The organism is Bacteroidota bacterium (genome assembly GCA_016718825.1).
Classification (GTDB): Bacteria; Bacteroidota; Bacteroidia; order J057; family JADKCL01; genus JADKCL01.
In genome coordinates, this window is the sequence record JADKCL010000014.1 from 46,975 (window position 1) to 63,542 (window position 16,568).

Consider the following 16,568-nt stretch of genomic DNA (forward strand, 5'->3'; position numbering starts at 1 on the left):
TCAGGGCTTTTCGGTCAAATCCTGCTTGTTGCCCACGATTTCCAAACCTGCAGCCTTGCCCGTGCCTTCGAAAATCAATTCCCCTTTTTTGCCCAGCACCTTCAGGTGAATTTCTGCATTGACGCTTTCCGAGATTCTGCGCTCCATTTGTCCGGCTTGGGGTGCCTTCAATTCGCCGCTGGATTCCCGATGTGCCTCGACTTCAATGGTAAAGCTATTTTCCCGAATCCGAAAGCTGACTTCGTTTTCGGCAAGGGTCAAATCCTGCAATTTGGCATGCGTATATGTGGCAAACCGGTACAATTCGCCATCCATCCAAAAGAAACCGAGAAAGCCTCTGAAAAACTTGCCCATGTAGGGAATCGTCGCAATCGAGCACATGAAAGAGACCGAATCACGCTCAAAACTGTTGCTTTGCATCCATACATAACTCCTTGGAAACGAACTTCCCCAGTCCTTTTCAATGTATCCATGCCCGTCGTGGAGCGTGATGGTTTTGCCTTGATGACTCAAAAAGCCATCGACGGCATGGTGCAAACTCACCAAACCATGGCAAGTTTCCATTCCCGGCACAAAACGATACCAACCCATGATGCCCGGGGAAAATGCCTTCACCGGCCATCCATTCAGTTTCCGAAAGCGCAAATCAGCCTGCAAACGGTCATTTCCCTCGCCAACATCGACATGAAGACTGTCTTGCGAAAAGTAGTTGCCTCCAATGCGCACTTCAAACTCGCGCTGCGAATAGGAAAATGCGCTCACAGGAAATTCAAACCAATGCGTTTCGGCCGTTTGACCATCAATGTATTGAATGAAAGCATGCGCATCTTTCCCATCCTGCCCCAAAGCAATTCCCGGAATCAAGGCAAAACTCTGCAAGCCATCGGCCGAGACAGACTTGAAATACCAACCTTCGTAATAACCTTCCTTGCGGTGCCCACCCTGAAACATCGCTGGTTTCCAAGTCTTTGCAAGGCGATATCCCGAACGACGGCCACCTTCAGTCACCTTCGGTTTTTCCGATTGCGCTTCCGCTTCCACACCGAAAAGGATGCAGAACAGGAAAAGAAACCACGAAGCGTTCCTTCGGAAAAACCGTTGGATCATGTGCATCAAATTGAGTTTAACGTTGCAACGTATCATGGACAACTTCATTCCATGGCGAATGTTCATCCAACCTGCATTCACCAACAATTGCATGAAAGCCGTAACTTGCAGCATGAGGAATTCGCTTGCGCTTGCCATCGCGGGATTCGTTGTGCTGCTTTGTCTTGCTGCTCCGGCGGCAAAGGCCCAATTGTCTCCCTTTTCCTTGGGTCTGCAGGCTGGCGTGAGCTATTCGGGATGGAATCTCGCCTTGGTCGGACAATGCCATTTGCGGGATTTTTCGGCGTATTTGGGACCTTCGATGTCCTTGAACCGCGGCCTGCCCGGAAAGGGACCGATCGGCATCAACACGGGGCTGAACTATCACCTCCCTTCGAAATTGGATTGGTTGAATTCGCTGGTGAATCTGGACTATCAGCTGCATTTTTTCAACGCTGCCGGTCAAAAATCCACTGTCATCCACGAATTTCACCTCGCCTACGGCCTCGAATTCCATGTCACCGAATCGTTCAGCATCGTGCAGACCTTGGGTTACGGCGGATATATTGAGTCCAATCCTGCGACGACCTTGGGCGGTGAACGACGCAATTTCAGCGGCTACGGCGGATTGGTTCGGTTAAAAGCAGGATACCATTTTTAGCCATGCAACTGCGAATCACATATTTCCTCCTGATGGCGACGGTAGTTTTGCTTCAAAGCTGCAAGCCGACCGAGATCGTCTCCGCGCACAACTTGCTGGATGGCAAGATTTTGGCTGTGGGGCATGGCTGCTACGGATTTTCCACCTACCGGAATACGATTCCTCCCAATACGACGGCTGCCGCTGAGCGGGCGTTGGCAATGGGAGCCGATGGGCTGGAGTTGGATGTACAGATGACCGCCGACGGTCAATTGGCAGTGTTTCACGATGGCTTGTTGGACCGCGCGACCGGCTGTGCCGGTTGCATAGGCGACCTGACATGGGCCGAAGTAAAAGATTGCGCCTACCAAACGCGCAATGGCGCGTTGGATGGCAATTTCCCCGTGATTTTGCTGGATACGATGCTCGCCGTGATCGCCCGTTCGGGGCAGCAACCTTACGTCTTCCTCAATACGAAACACGATTCTCCCTGCGATCCGGGCGACAATGGGACCGCCTACGAGGCATTTGCAGAGCGCATTGTGGGGGCTATGCGGCGACACGACGCTGGACCCAATGTGATCGTCGAGTCCATGAACGAACATTTCCTGCAATTGGTGGGCGCAGCGGACCCATCCGTGAAGCTGCTGTTTGACGACGAGGATTTTACGCGAGGAATGAACGTCGTTCGCACCAATCATTTTCTGGGTCTCTGCATCAGCAATGGTATCGTTTCCGCCGAACAGGTAGAAGCTGCCCACGCGGAAGGTTACTGGCTGGGAATCTGGGGTGTACGCGTACATGGAGATACGCGCAAGGCCGTCGAAAAAGGGCCGGAACTGATCATGACCGATGACCTCCTGATGTTACGCGCAGCATTGAAACGTTGATATGGGAAGATTCGCAGCATACCTCGCGTTGGCCATTGGAGGCATCGCCTTTTGGGTGATCGAGCTCATTCTTAACTATAAGGATTACGCCAACAACAATCCTTTTGGCTTGGAAGAGGAATACCAACGCGCCTACATTATCGACAAAACCGAGCTTGTTTTCGCGGAATTGCTGTTTCCCTTCGGCATGGCATTGGCATTTTTGCTGATATTGATTTTTAAACTCACCGTGCGCCCGGTGCGCGTGGCAATCGGCTTCATGCTGTTTCTGGGGATGGAATTTTGGATGTGGCGGACCTATGTTTTCAAGGGCAGGGTGGCCTTGCTGTATCTCCGCAGCCAAGAAAATGACCCGACCATCGTATTGCCCGATAATTTTAAGGAATATATGATCGGTTTTGCCGTGGCTTTTGCCATCGTCTTGCTGCTCAAGGAATTTGCGACCGGTACCGACCCGGATATTTTGGACGAGAAGTTAAAACGTTCCTTGCGGAAGAATGAGAAATTGAGGGAGCGGAATGAGAAACCCGCAGGGTTCAGCGAAGCTAAACTGGAAATGAGGAATGAGGAATGAGCCTGCGGATCCACTAGAAACAAACATTCAAACTACTGACGTTCAATATTATCAATTTTGAAATCTTGGAATTGTTTCCAATTGGAGGCTGGATTCCTTCTGGCAGTATTCGCCTTCATTTTTAAATTGTTTGTTCGGTTGGCTGAGATTTTTCACTCCATCCCTATTCGGTTTTGCTTGTTGTTTTTCCGAATGTAGCTACAAACCTGATAGATCGCCTTCAAGGAATTGTGCAAATTCTGACCCTCAGGATTGGTTTTCAGTGTTTCGTCAGGCTCCCATTTCCCATTCTGGAAGGAATAACAATTGAGCAGGTTTTCCAATGATGAACTGACGTAACGGTTCTTTTGACTCAGGGCAAGGATTCCCATCATATTTGTTAGGCCAAAGGGCTCATTTTGCTTTGAAAACAACGAAACGCCAACGCCGGCATAATGGGTTTTGAGTTGCAGCAATTCGATCAGGGTGGGGAGAATCGAAATGTGGCTTCCGACGCGGTCATCGACACCCGGTTCCACGCCCGGCCCAATCAGGATCAGCGGCACGTGAAAATTTTGCACATCCCCGCGGTCGGGGTCGTCTTCGAAATAGAAACAATGATCGCCGGTGATTGCAAAAATCGTGTTAGCGGCCCATTCGGATTTGCGCACACGGCTAAAGTACTGACCGAGCGCCCAGTCGGTGTACATCACAGTCTTGTTCATGGGGCTTTGATTGCCATGCGCGATTTCCATGGGACAATCCGCCGGGAGGTCAAAGGGATGGTGGTTGGTGATCGAAAACCAAGTATTGAGAAAAGGCTTCTGAAAGCCGTCTTGCAGTTGACTCAACCATTGCAAGACGCCATTGTCATGTAGCCCCCAATTGCTCGCAATGGTTGGATCTCCAGGATAATCATCACGACCGAAATAATGTTCAAATCCACAAACCTTTGAAAATGAATCGAATCCCATCGTCCCGTTGGGGCCGCCGCAAACAAAACTCGTATGATAGCCCCGTTGCAAAAGCATGTTGCCGATGCCCCAATGTTGATTGGTTTCAAAGCTTGAGCCGATCATCGGGCGCTCAAACAAGTCCGGGGTCGAATTGAAAATGGCAGGAAGGCTCTGCACGCTGCGGGCGCCATTGGAATAGAAATTGGTGTACAATCGGCCGTGCTTGGCCAATGTGTCGAGATTCGGCGTCAGGCTTTCGGTCAGCGGCAAGCCTTTGATACAACCCAATTTCGCCGAATTCAAGCTTTCCACGATCAGCAACACGACGTTGTATTTGCGCTCAGGTCCCGGAAAATTCGTCCAACGCTGCAAGGGATATTCCTCCGACTCGAAGGGCCCATCAAAGTCGTTGCGGATCAATTGACGGCTCAAGGCAACCGCCTCTGCCATCGGCATGAGTTCGACATCGGGTTCGTTGCCGATTTCCAAGCTTTGCGCGACGGTATAGGCGCTGTTGAGCGAAACATTGCCGAGGAAAAGGCTCCCGGTGACAAAGGCGTTTGCAGGCCGCATCGGCCGGGTCTGGAATCCGCCACGGAAGGCCAAAAAGAGCAGTCCGGCCATGACAATCGGCACCGACCACGCCGCGAATTTGCCTCCCAACGTGCCCATCTGCGGCATTTTTTGCGATTGGATTCCGCGGTTGAGCCACCAAAACTGAAGGCCCACCAACGAAATCACGATCAACATCAGCCACCAATAAGGCAGCAATTCTACCAAACCGAAGTTGGTCAGATCCTTGCCGCCGGTAAACAATTCATGGCTCAGGCGCTTGCCGGCAAATCCGAAGTAAACCACGTCGATTCCATTCAGCAAAAGCACCGGAAGATTCATCAACACAAAGAGGAAATTCAGCAGTTTGCGCCCGCGCAAAATTCCCCGCCAAGGCAGGAGCATCAAGAGCAATAGAATCCCATTAAAAATCGAAAAGGTGGCCAAATCAAACCGAATGCCTACGAATATGGCCTTTGGGACATCAGAAATTTCATACGACCATCCACTGCCGGCATTGTAGAAAAAAAACACCATTCGCAGGAGCAAATTGCACAGCAGCACCATGCCCAACACCCGCAAAATGATGCGCAGCTGATACCTCAGCATTGCCCATTTTCCAGCAGATTGAACATTTTCCGCTTCAGTCGCCATGTTTTTCAACCATCATCGTGTGTAAAGTTAGCAGTTTGAAAGTAGCAGTCGGCAGATTCCGGGTTCAATTAAACTTACAAATTGCTTGCTCGCATTTCTCTTCCTTAAAGTGCTTCCACGTTCACGATTGAATTCGAAATTCCAGGCTTTTGAGCGCACGTCGCAGGAGCACTGACGTGATATACGAGGTGTTGTCGATTTTCAAGGGTCTTCGTGATGTAGTTCGCAGTTCTCCAATAGCTTCGCCATCAGCCTTGGCCGGATCTTCATGATACAATCCTCATCCTCAGACCAATTCCGTTCGGTTTGGGACCAACAATTTCATGCTTTTTTCGCGGACGAGTGCCTCGATATGCTTTCCCAATTTGACTGCTTCGCCATCGACATGGGCGTTGCCTGCAAGCCGGCGCGTAATTTCAAACTTCTTGCCACGCACCATTTTGATGTTGGGATGCCGGTACAGTTTCCCGAGAAACAGCAATTTGATCAACCTCGGAACCTTGATCAGGGAGGCCCTTTCGAAGACGATCGCTTCCAAATAACCGTCAGAAATCGTCGAAAGCGGGGCAATTTTCGCGCCGGCACCCCATTGCGAACCATTGGTGATATCGATAAACATCAAATCATCAAAGATGTATTCGCGTTTGTCGTCCACCACAAGCTTGGCGCTGAAACTCTTAAACGTGAAAAAAGCCCGGCTCGCCAGGCGAACATAGTTATGAATGCCGCGGGTTTTGCTCGCTTTGAATTGGCGGGCGACCTCTGCATCGATGCCGATCCCGGCATTGTTTAAAAAGGGAATACCTCCAAAATCACCGGTGTCGATGTCCACTGCGTTGGCAGTCAACAGTTGTGCGAGCGCCGTACGAACGCGTGTACTGTAGCCAAGGTGCCGCGCAAATCCGTTGCCGGAGCCGAGCGGAATCACGCCCAATGCGATGCCGGTACCGACAAGTCGGTGGCCGATTTCATTGACCGTGCCGTCTCCGCCGGCAGCAACCACCACATCAAACTTCTCACTGACTGCCGCTGCAATCAATTCATCGATGCGGTCCAGCCGATCCCAAAGTCGAATTTCAAAATTCGCCCCCGCCTTGGAATAGGTTTCCTGTATTTTATCGATCGTTTTCTGTGGCTTTCGCCGCTTACCCTTTCCGGAGATCGGGTTGATAATGAACATCGTCTTCATTCAAGAATCCATTTCTTCCAACCAACTACAAAGGCAACGTTCCACAGTTGCCTTTTCCCAAAACACTAAAATACCTGCGAAATCGGGTTCCAAGGCCGATAATGCAACTTGTTTTTGATGCGCGTGTTATGATAAACTTGAAACAGGCACCTTAGTCTATATTCCAACTCCAATTTTTTTCGTTCAGAAACCTCGCCTTCGTACACTTTGAGCCATCGCCGGCCTTCATTTTGGCAAACGGCATTCACCCGTTCAAAACTGCTGCTCAACGCCAAATCTCCCATTACCAAGCTTGCCACATCCATTAAATTATTGATCGCGAAGCCTTCAGGCGCATCACCCAGCAAAGATACTCCCGTACTGGCGTGCATGGTGCGCAGGCGCATGTGGGAGATCAGGGTAGGCATTACACTGATATGCTGACCAATACGGTCATCCATTCCCGGTTCAATCTCCGGACCGATCAAAAACAGCGGAACCTGAAAATTCTCTACAAATGTTCGCCCCGGATCACTTTGTTCATGGAAGCAATGATCACCTGTGATGATAAAAATCGTGTTTTTACTCCAAGCTTGTTTCCGCACCTCCTTGAAATATGCCCCCAACGCCTGATCGGTATAACGCACCGTGCGCTGCATTTTGCTCACCGGCATCCGCGCGATCTTGGGATCGGCATCCTTGGGCAGGTTAAATGGATGGTGGTTGCTGATGGTGAACAGCACCGACATAAACGGCTCCTTCATTTCTTGCTGTTTTCCGGCCATCCATTGCATAAACGGTCCATCTGCACAACCCCAATACCCGTCAAAGTCGCGTTCTGAATACGGGTATTCGTTCATTCCGTAATAATTTTTGATTCCCGAGGCCGCTGCGTATTTGTCAAAACCCATGGTGCCGTTGTGGGAACCGCAAAAGAAACTGGTTTCATAGCCTCTTTCACCCAATATCACGGGTAAACCGTAGTGGGTGTTGTTGATAAAATGGGAGCCGATGGTGGGGCGTCCAAAGATATCCGGAATGCTATTGAGCAAGGCAGGAAGGGACTCGACACTGCGTGTACCATTGGCAAAATAACGGCTGTAAACCCTGGCATGCCGCGCAAGGGTATCGAGATTGGGGGTCAGGCTTTTGCCCTCCTCCGCTCCATTCAGAATCCCGATATCACGGGCATTGAGGCTCTCGATAATGAGAAACACGACGTTGTAATGCCGCTCGGGCTCAGAAAAATGCGTTTGACGCAGCAAAGGGTAATCCTCGCGAAGGTAGTTACCGTCCCAAGGATGCCGCAACATCTCCCGAGAAACTGCAACAGCCTCTGATTCAGGAATATTCCGCATTGCTTCCTGCTTTTGCCAATCCACCGCCGTCAAAATCGTAAATGCCGAATTCAGGCCCATGCTCCCGCTGAAAAAGCTGTCACCGACATAGGCATTGGAAATGGCCAAAGGATTGGTCTGCCATCCGCCATGCATGCCAAAATACATGCAAGTCACAAAGGTTCCTGCCCAAAGCCAACGCCGGGAAAGTGGTTTGGCTTCTTGCTGAATCGCATAACGCAAGGCGAAGAAATTCAGCACCTTGTACATCACGACGGTCATCGTGAGAAACATCAAAAATAGCCACCAATACTCGGCAAGCATCGCAGGTTTGAAACTGCCGAAGTCGCTTTGGGTCGTAAACAATTCGTGCGTCATCCGCTTCTCTGCGAAGCTGTAATACACGACGTCAATCGCATTCACAACCAAAATCGGCATATTGGCCAATACAAGCAGAATGTTGCAGATTTTATAGGTGGACCGTCGTCGATGAATGGCGAGTGGCAACGACAGAAATAACAGAATGATCCCGTTGAAAATCAGAATTGTAGCCAAGTCAAACCGGAATCCTACTGAATAACCGAGCATGATGTCGGTCCAAGTCATCGCGCGCGCTTGATCGGTATTGTAGAGCAAAAATACCGTGCGCAAAATTGTGTTCATAAACAGCAACAAGATCACGACAGTCAACGCATAGCGCACGTTTCCAGGAATTTGGAGCCGAAAACGATAGCTCGGAGTCTTTGTTTCAATGTCTTGACCCGTCATGGACACAACTTAATCACGTGTCAAATTAAGTTTTTTTTCCCATTCGAATGCGCTTTTCTGATTGCCTTGATCTCCAGGCCTGTGGATAAAATATCCCGTTGGTCAAGAAAACCAGCTGCCTTGTCCAAAAGCCACGTTGCGCATTACTCGGGAAAGCCCGTCACGACCACAGTCACAGATTTATCATAAGGCGGCTTCGCCGGATTTTCTTGTCGCCTTCGTTTTGGATGTTGAAAAACAACGAACTATAATCCGAGCTCCAGCACGCGCCCGTCGATTCGCACCCTGCTGGAATGACAGCAAAACGTTTCAAATTGTCCAGAATGGGCTTGGGATTTTTGAGATCCAAAAAATAAATTTCGCAGATTTTGACAGCACCCGGCTTGGCAGGCACCCGGCCTCCCGAAGTACCGTTCAAATCCTCCTGAATCACGAGCATATTCCGAGTTTTGTTGTAGGCAAGATTGTCAGGATTACTCAAAACAATGCTGCGATCCTCCAACGCTTGTCCACCTTCCAAAAACACCGTCATGGTCTCAGTTTTGGGATCATAGCGCAAAATGCGGCCATGCCGATCATCGTAGATTTGCTTCCCGACATGGTACTTTTCCAAGTGCGGCATCACTTTTCCCCCTTGGGCAATGGCAGTGGCCAAACTCACACTGTCCTTGCCGGTTTCGGTGATGAGGAAACTGCCGTCAGGCAATTGCTCAATGTCTTCCATTCGAATGAAAATCGAGGCCCCGCGCTGAAAGGCGTGCCTACGCGCATGCAACAGCGTATCGCGCCCTCGCGGAATCGAAATCCAATGTTTCCCATTGCTGTCAGCTTGCATGCACCATGCATACAGTTGACCACTGTTCAGGTTACGTGCGGTATCGGCGACAAACTTAAAAAACGCTCCCGGAGCCTCGTCATCGCACATATAAAAGGTTTTTTCGTCGGCCATGGCCGCATTGCCTTCGTGCATGAATCGGCCCATCGCATGGCGTTTTCCCAAGACTTCACGCTTGAGTGGATCCACCTCTACCATCCAACCATAGTTCATCCACCTGGGTCTTCCATTGAAATCACTGCTGTCGGGAAGGAGTTTTTTGGTGCTATCGTTGGGATTGCGCACGAAATTGTTGGCAGGCTCTATTTCTTCGGAGGTCAAAATCGTACCCCAAGGCGTCAAAACGCCCAAACAATTGTGCAGCGTTCCCCCCACTGATCCGAAATTGATCGCGTGCGGAAATCCCACAGACTTCCATCCCAGCAAGGAATCGCGAAATACCTCCAACACAGAAGCTCCCCCCCCGTGGCCCATCACGGTATCGGGCAAAATGCTTTCATGGTTCACCCAAAGGATGCCATGTGTTGCCGAACCATTGATGGGAAGGAAAACGATAAAATCATGTTTGCCTTTGGCAGGTGCCATGACGCCTTTCCATTCGACCTTTTCCAAATCCCCTTCGGTATAGAGACGCTCTACCTTGTAATTTCCGCCAGGCAACAGGAATTCTTTTCCTGTAAAGGAGGTATCCACAGGATTGAAAATGAATGAATTGCCGGAAACTTCCTTCTTTTTTCTTCCGCAACCCGTGAGGATGAGCAACAAGGAAAAAAGGAAGAAAACCGCAAAATTTTTGAGATGCATGAAGCTTCCATTCGAGAAAATCGACCTTGGAAACTTCCGGGATGTGGGCGAAAATCCTGTCATACCAAAATCGGGGAATAACGGAAATTTTTCACGGTGTCGACCATGGCAATCACATTTTCGCGTGGTAGATCCGGATAGATGCCGTGGCCAAGGTTGACGATGTGGCGGCCTTGTGGAAAGGCAGCAATCATCTCCAGCGTAGCCTTTTCCACGGATTTGGGGGTTCCGTAGAGTGCAGCAGGATCAAGATTTCCTTGCAAGGTCTTGCCGGGCGCAGCGACGGCAGCCTTTGCGGGGTCGGCCGTCCAATCCAGTCCAATCACTTGACAAGGCATGGCCGCAATCAAATCAATGGAATGAAAGGCATCTTTGGCAAATACGATCACGGGGACTTCGGGAATTGCCCGAACGATCCGATCGATATAGGGCGCGGCAAATTCGGCGTACTGGGCACGGCCGAGCAAACCTGCCCAGGAATCAAAGATTTGAACGATATCAGCGCCCGCGGCGACCTGACCACGCAAATAGGCGATCGTAGCGACGGTAATACGCTCCAGCAAAGCATGCGCAAACACGGGGTCGCGGTAAACCAAACCACGCGGCACTGTAAAACCTTTGGAGCCTCCCCCTTCGGTCATGTAGCAAAAAATCGTCCACGGCGCGCCTGCAAAACCAATCACGGGCACACGACCGGCCAATTCCGCTTTCAGCAGGCGAATCGCATCAAAAGTATGCTTCAAATTGCCGTCCATATCCGCCGCGTGGAGCTTTTTGAGCCCTTCCGTGCTGCGAATGGTTTCCGGGAAATGTGGACCTTCTCCTTTTGCCATCTCGTAATCCAATCCAATGGCTTCCGGAATCACAAGAATGTCACTGAAAATGATCGCCGCATCCACGCCAACCAAATCCACAGGCTGAATCGACACTTCAGCAGCAAATTCCGGATTGGCTATCATGGCTTTGAAGCTTCCGGCTTTTTCGCGGACAGCTCGGTATTCGGAGAGGAACCTTCCAGCCTGCCGCATCAACCAAACGGGTGGCCTTTCTACACTTTCGCCCCGCGCTACCCGCAGAAGCAGATCATTTTTCAGCATCATCCGGCAAAGTTAGCGGTTTTCAATCCAGCGCAAAAGCTGCATTTTTTGCTACTGAACATCGATCCATCGGAACGCCCGATTTCGGCGCATCCTAACCGCAATTCCCCTTTTAAAAAGTATAAATGATGTGTCAAACAACTAAAAACCTCCACCAATACTCGATTTGAACAGCCAAATCCGCATTTGTGGGAAATTCGACGCGAGATTCCCGATTGAGATCAAGATTCTTCCATTTTTTTACTACCTTAGAAACCGATTGTCTAATTCGCCAAATTGTCATCTATGTACGCCCCACGCCAACACCGTCAGGAGAAGAAAAAGCCGTATTCCAACTTTCTCGCCCTAGAGCAGGCCGAGCACGAAGGACCGATCATGGCGCCGCCTGTTTATTCGGCAACCGGCCAAAACGCCGAATCGGAAGAGAAAGAGGCCGAAAAAGATGAAAAGAAGGACGCCAAACCCGAAGCCAAAGAGGCGACGGAACAAAACGCGGTCCAAAACAATCGACAGCAGCAGGAGACGGAAGGTGCCGAATCCGAAGCCGATTCTTCCTCGGCAGAATCAAAGACAGTTCAGAAAAAACAGCTCGGAAGGTCAGAAAACCCTCCTCAGTTCAAACTGAAGGCAGGTGCTCCGTTCCAATTCAAGTTTGCGAATGCTCCGGTTCAGATGAAGGCGGGCAGCGGCGGTGGAGGCAGTGAAAGCTCAGGGCCAAGTGGGATTCCTGATGAGGTCATGGGCAAGATGGAATCGACTTTCAATACCGATTTCAGCAATGTCAATATCGTTCAAAACAGCAGCAAAGCTTCAGAAGCAGGAGCTTTGGCTTATGCCCAGGGAAATGATGTACACTTTGCTCCCGGCCAATTCAGCCCGGAAACTCCTGGTGGCCAGCAACTTCTAGGGCACGAACTTTCACACGTCGTCCAACAACGTCAAGGTAGAGTTCAGGCAAATTCAGCAGTCAACGGCATGGCGGTCAACAACGATCATGCCCTCGAAGCAGAAGCCGATGCCATGGGCGCCAAAGCTGCCCAGATGAAAGTCGACGCTTCGCCGGCTGCCAAAACACCCAGCACCGCAGCGGCTCCCGTATCAGCCCCCACGCAGCTCAAGGCAGATCCCAATGCAAAAACGGAGGGTAAATCAGCCAAGGAAAAGATGAAAAGGAAGATGGCCTTGGCCAGGTTGTCAACTATGATCCCACACTCGCCTTGGACGGATTTACCGACCATGAGGATAAAAACGAAGAGCAAGCAGGCGAAGAAAATGCCAAGAGCATCGGCGAAGTGCAGTCCGTCGATGAGGCCAATAAAGGCGGAGCCGAAGAAAACCAGCAAGAATCTTCCCAGTTGCCCGCAAATGTAACCGAGGCAACGCCGGTTGGGGACCAATCTGCGTCCGAGGACCTGCTTGAAGAGGAGTCGCCTGAAGCGGAAACAGAAGAAAAGCAATCCGAACCGGAGAGTGAAGAGGGCACAAAAGAGGGCGAGAATACGCCAACCGACGGTGTCGACGGCGCTACAAACGGCCAAGGTGCAAAAAAGGAAGGCGGAAAAGAAGGCGGAAAAGAGCAAAAGCAGTCGCTTGGCAAAGAAGGCGGAAACGATGCGGGCAAAGAACGTAATGCCAGCGGCGGAGCCAATGCGGAACCTGTGGCCCCGATCGAATCGGTGCCCGCGGTAATGGGCGACTTCGGTGCCTCCGAACCCAATCCACAATTGGCGGTGATGCCGATGGAATTGGCCAAAGGGCTTGGTGCAGACCAAATCGTGCAAGAAAATGGGGATGGCAGCGTCATCGTGAAGGGCGTCGATACCGAGGATGCGGAAACGGAAACAGAATCGATCGGCAGCGATACACCTATCCAAATGGCGCCCGATCCTGACCACCCGAAAAACAAGAAGAAGAAAAACGCGACCAAACCCGTTCAGAAGGTTCCGGAAGAGGTTACCAACCAGATTTTTGACAAAAAGCAAGCAGATGCACATGTGCTTGTGGATGCTTTTAAATCTGAAAACGAAGCGAAAGTCCAAACCCTCAAAAACCTTGCAGCGACCATTTCGCCTGCCATCGAGGCCAAGGCTACAGAATCAAAAGCCGTTGTAGAAGCCTCGGTCAACACCAATCGGCAAGCAATTGCCGATGACATCCTGGTCAAGCAGGAAGCTGCGCGCACGGAAGCAACAAGGATGGAAGGGGTCATCAAAGGCCAATACGATGCGACCCTCATCAAAATCAAGGCCTCAACGACCACCGAGAAGGGGCTACTCAAAGATGCCGCCGACAAGAGTGAGAAGGCGATTGCCAAGCTGGAAACCGATGCGATCAAGTCGGCAACCGATGCATTCAATGGCGCCGAGAAGGATGCCCGCGCAGCCGGAAAAACAGAATGCGATGCAGTGGACTCGAGAATTGCGGCACTGATCAGCGGCTATTCTGATCCCGAGGAGAAGGTCGTCACCGCTATGAAAAACGCGGCGACAGACGTCGGCAAAGCATTCAAAGAGAAGCTTGTCGAGGCAGCAAACGGAGTCGCAAATGAAATTCCAAAAGGCAAGGAAGCCTACCTCAAAGGCATTGCCGATAAGATCAAAGAGGCACGCGACAAGAATAAGGCCTTCTATGACGGTGGCATCCAACAGATTGAGGCCAGTGAAAAGGGTTCGATTGAGGCCGCAGATGCCAATCTGAAAGGCCAGAAGGATGCTGTCAAAGCGCTGCTCGAGGGGACCATCAAAAGCTTGGACGACTTGCAAACAAGTCAAGTCAAGGCGGTGGAAGACGCAGGCATTGCCTCGACCGACAACATTGACAAGATTGCCAAGGATTCGATCAAGGGCCTGACGGAGCAACTCAACAAGGCCGTCACGGACATCGAGAATCAGATCGCCGATACCGTCACCAAGGCTAGCGCCCAGAAAAATCCCGATGAGGCCGCCTTGAAGCAATTGCTCAAAGGTGTCAGTGCCAACATCACGAAGTCGATCGACGAGACCACCAAGAAAATCAATACGGGTGTCATCGATTCCGGCAAATCCATCAATGAGTCTGGCCTGGATACGGACGCTACGTTGATCGAAATGGCTGCCGATGCAGCGATCTTGTCGCAAGAACAGGTCGACGGCCAAGTAAAAACCCATGAAGAAGTCGAAAAAGGCTCGCAAAAAGCCTTTGACGACACCGCCAAACGCCATGATGAAGCAGCCAAAAAGGCTGTATCCGACATGGGCAAGGAAATGGACAAGGTCTGCAAAGAAACCGGAGACGGTTTCAAAAAGGCAGACGAGGGCTTGGCAGCCCAGTTCAAAACCAAAATTGCCGATCTCACAAAGGACTTGAAGGCGATCACCAAGGATCTTGATTCCGAGGTGAAGAAAAATGTAGACGAGGCAGCCGCAAAGGCGCGCGAACCTTGGTGGAAAACTGCCCTCAAGTGGATCGTGACCATTGTCGTGATGATTGTCGTCACGGCCTTGATCATTGCCTTCTGCCCGCTGACGCTCGGCGGATTGTTGTTGGCCTTTGCCATCGGATTCGCCGGGGCAGTCATCGCACTTTTCCTCAAAGATCTCATCGACGGCACCTTCCACTCCCTCTATGAATACTTCGTCGAGGGGGTAGCTGGCGGTATAGGGGGGATTTTCACACTTCTGGGTGGCAAACTCGGAGAAATGGCCGCCGGCGCAGCCGCCAAGTGGGTTACCAATGTCGCTGCAAAAGTCGTTGTCAAATTTGCTGCCGACGTCATTGTGGGAACGATCTGCGACACCATCGGCAGCGGTGTGCTTGAAATTGCCAAAAATCTTGCCCTCGGCAAAGAAGTCAGCTGGAACGTGTTCTTCACTGCGATGAAGGACAACCTCGTAAGCAACTTCCTCGGCAACTTCGGAGGCTCGTTGCTCGGTGCTTGGATCGGAAAAACCAAGATCGGCCAAACCATCGCCAAATGGATGGGCAAGGGTACGGGCGAAGTCGTCGAAAGTGCTGTTGAGGCCGAGGCAAAGGCACTCGCCGAGGCGGAAGCCAAGGCACTTGCGGAAGCGGAAGCCAAAACCCTAGCGGAGGCAGAAGCCAAAAAGATCGCCGAGGCAGAAGCGAAGCAGGTGGCGGAAGCAGAAGCCAAACGACTGGCCGAAGAAGAAGCCAAAAAAGTGGCTGAGGCCGAAGCCAAGCGCCTTGCTGAAGAGCAAGCCAAACAAGCGGCAGAGGCCGAATCCAAACGCATCGCAGAAGAAGAATCCAAGCGCATCGCTGAGGAACAGGCCAAGAAATTGGCGGAGAACGAAGCAAAACAGGCTGCGGAAGCGGAAGCCAAGCGCATCGCCGATGAGGAGGCCCGACGCCTCGCAGAAGAAGAAACCAGAAGGCTTGCCGAGCAGGAAGCCAAGGACCTTGCTGAACGTGAAGCCAAGGAAGCCGCTGAAAAAGCAGCCAAGAAAACCGGCGCTGAATTGGCCGAGGACCTCGGATACCCCAAAGCTCCAGACGGCTACCATTGGACGCGCAATGGCGATTCGCCAACCCCGGGACTCCAACGCAACCCCGGTGCAGCTGCGACCCTGCCGCCCGTCAAGTTTGACCCGACCACCAAGAAGTTCATCCCCGAAGTCGATCCTCCAACCGGATTCAACTGGCAGTGGAGAGATGGAAAACTCGTCTTGGCACGTAATCCGGGCATGAAAAATGCCCTGCCAAAACTCGAGTATGACCCCACAAGTCCAAGCGGATTCAAGAATTTGGACACGGGTAAGCCTTATATCAGCCACCTCGACGTGCGTGATGCCATCAAGGCCAAGATCGACGGTCACCCGTCCGCGAAGCTGACCTTGGATGACGATCAGATCAAGGCTTTGATCGACAAAGGGCAATCCCTCGGCTTTAGTAAGGCTGATATTGATGCCTTTATGGCACTCGCCGCACGCAAGCACTGGGTCACGCCCGCGACCTTGCATGAAGTCATGGATATGATCGCCGCAAAAGCAGCTGGCAATACAATTCCATTCAAACCCGGATGGGACTTTATGCAAGCCTGGAGGGTCGGTCAGGATCGCCTTTTGGCTGGCGGCAAGTTGGCACCGGAAGAATACCTTGATCCGACCTACATTGCCAACCACATGGCGCAGTTCAATGGCAAGGCCAGTTACGTGGTGACGGAACAGGTCTATCGGGACTGGATCGAAGGCAGGGCAATGGTCGGCAGGCCAGACGGCCATTTCCTCTCG

The 16,568-nt window shown here is 51.4% G+C and carries 10 protein-coding genes; 4 read left to right on the plus strand and 6 right to left on the minus strand.

Going from position 1 to position 16,568, the window contains the following annotated elements:
- A complete protein-coding gene (locus IPN95_16935; GenBank protein ID MBK9451055.1) occupies positions 1 to 1,221 on the minus strand; it encodes a hypothetical protein in 1,221 nt (406 codons plus the stop codon).
- Between IPN95_16935 and IPN95_16940 the strand changes: the two genes are divergently transcribed.
- Genes IPN95_16940 through IPN95_16950 form a run of 3 tightly spaced genes read left to right on the plus strand, consistent with a single transcriptional unit; the run spans position 1,220 to position 3,190 of the window.
- Complete coding sequence (locus IPN95_16940) at positions 1,220 to 1,747, plus strand: hypothetical protein (protein MBK9451056.1); 528 nt, start codon at positions 1,220 to 1,222, stop codon at positions 1,745 to 1,747. The two genes, IPN95_16935 and IPN95_16940, sit on opposite strands and share 2 nt — an antisense overlap.
- 2 nt (positions 1,748 to 1,749) lie before the next feature.
- A complete protein-coding gene (locus IPN95_16945; protein MBK9451057.1) occupies positions 1,750 to 2,616 on the plus strand; it encodes a hypothetical protein in 867 nt (288 codons plus the stop codon).
- Between the two features lies 1 nt (position 2,617).
- Positions 2,618 to 3,190, plus strand: coding sequence for a hypothetical protein (locus IPN95_16950; protein ID MBK9451058.1), 573 nt, complete (start codon positions 2,618 to 2,620; stop codon positions 3,188 to 3,190).
- A gap of 152 nt (positions 3,191 to 3,342) precedes the next feature.
- Here the strand turns inward: IPN95_16950 and IPN95_16955 are convergent, their stop codons facing one another.
- The 5 genes from IPN95_16955 to hemE all read right to left on the minus strand — a co-directional run bounded on the left by IPN95_16955 (position 3,343) and on the right by hemE (position 11,343).
- The gene (locus IPN95_16955; GenBank protein ID MBK9451059.1) at positions 3,343 to 5,286 is read right to left on the minus strand and encodes a sulfatase-like hydrolase/transferase; all 1,944 of its coding nucleotides are present in this window, start codon (positions 5,284 to 5,286) and stop codon (positions 3,343 to 3,345) included.
- A 331-nt stretch (positions 5,287 to 5,617) separates the two neighbouring features.
- A complete protein-coding gene (locus tag IPN95_16960; GenBank protein MBK9451060.1) occupies positions 5,618 to 6,511 on the minus strand; it encodes a YegS/Rv2252/BmrU family lipid kinase in 894 nt (297 codons plus the stop codon).
- 74 nt (positions 6,512 to 6,585) lie between these two features.
- Entirely contained in the window at positions 6,586 to 8,604 is a 2,019-nt protein-coding gene (locus IPN95_16965) for a sulfatase-like hydrolase/transferase (GenBank protein MBK9451061.1), read from the minus strand.
- Positions 8,605 to 8,776: 172 nt separating this feature from the next.
- On the minus strand, positions 8,777 to 10,243 hold the full coding sequence (locus IPN95_16970; GenBank protein ID MBK9451062.1) for a DUF839 domain-containing protein: 1,467 nt from the start codon (positions 10,241 to 10,243) through the stop codon (positions 8,777 to 8,779).
- Positions 10,244 to 10,302: 59 nt separating this feature from the next.
- Positions 10,303 to 11,343: a uroporphyrinogen decarboxylase gene (gene hemE / locus IPN95_16975; GenBank protein MBK9451063.1), complete on the minus strand. Its 1,041-nt coding sequence runs from the start codon at positions 11,341 to 11,343 to the stop codon at positions 10,303 to 10,305.
- 669 nt (positions 11,344 to 12,012) lie between these two features.
- Here hemE and IPN95_16980 point away from each other — a divergent pair.
- Positions 12,013 to 12,711, plus strand: a complete 699-nt coding sequence (locus tag IPN95_16980) for a DUF4157 domain-containing protein (GenBank protein ID MBK9451064.1) — start codon at positions 12,013 to 12,015, stop codon at positions 12,709 to 12,711.
- The last annotated feature ends 3,857 nt before the right edge of the window (positions 12,712 to 16,568 follow it).

Excerpts from the sequence above, each read along its gene's own strand:
- IPN95_16960 (MBK9451060.1), bottom strand. The coding sequence starts at position 6,511 with ATGTTCATTATCAACCCGATCTCCGGAAAGGGTAAGCGGCGAAAGCCA.
- IPN95_16935 (MBK9451055.1), bottom strand. The coding sequence starts at position 1,221 with ATGCTGCAAGTTACGGCTTTCATGCAATTGTTGGTGAATGCAGGTTGG.
- IPN95_16945 (MBK9451057.1), top strand. The coding sequence starts at position 1,750 with ATGCAACTGCGAATCACATATTTCCTCCTGATGGCGACGGTAGTTTTG.
- IPN95_16965 (MBK9451061.1), bottom strand. The coding sequence starts at position 8,604 with ATGACGGGTCAAGACATTGAAACAAAGACTCCGAGCTATCGTTTTCGG.
- IPN95_16980 (MBK9451064.1), top strand. The coding sequence starts at position 12,013 with ATGAAGGCGGGCAGCGGCGGTGGAGGCAGTGAAAGCTCAGGGCCAAGT.
- hemE (MBK9451063.1), bottom strand. The coding sequence starts at position 11,343 with ATGATGCTGAAAAATGATCTGCTTCTGCGGGTAGCGCGGGGCGAAAGT.
- IPN95_16940 (MBK9451056.1), top strand. The coding sequence starts at position 1,220 with ATGAGGAATTCGCTTGCGCTTGCCATCGCGGGATTCGTTGTGCTGCTT.
- IPN95_16950 (MBK9451058.1), top strand. The coding sequence starts at position 2,618 with ATGGGAAGATTCGCAGCATACCTCGCGTTGGCCATTGGAGGCATCGCC.
- IPN95_16970 (MBK9451062.1), bottom strand. The coding sequence starts at position 10,243 with ATGCATCTCAAAAATTTTGCGGTTTTCTTCCTTTTTTCCTTGTTGCTC.
- IPN95_16955 (MBK9451059.1), bottom strand. The coding sequence starts at position 5,286 with ATGCTGAGGTATCAGCTGCGCATCATTTTGCGGGTGTTGGGCATGGTG.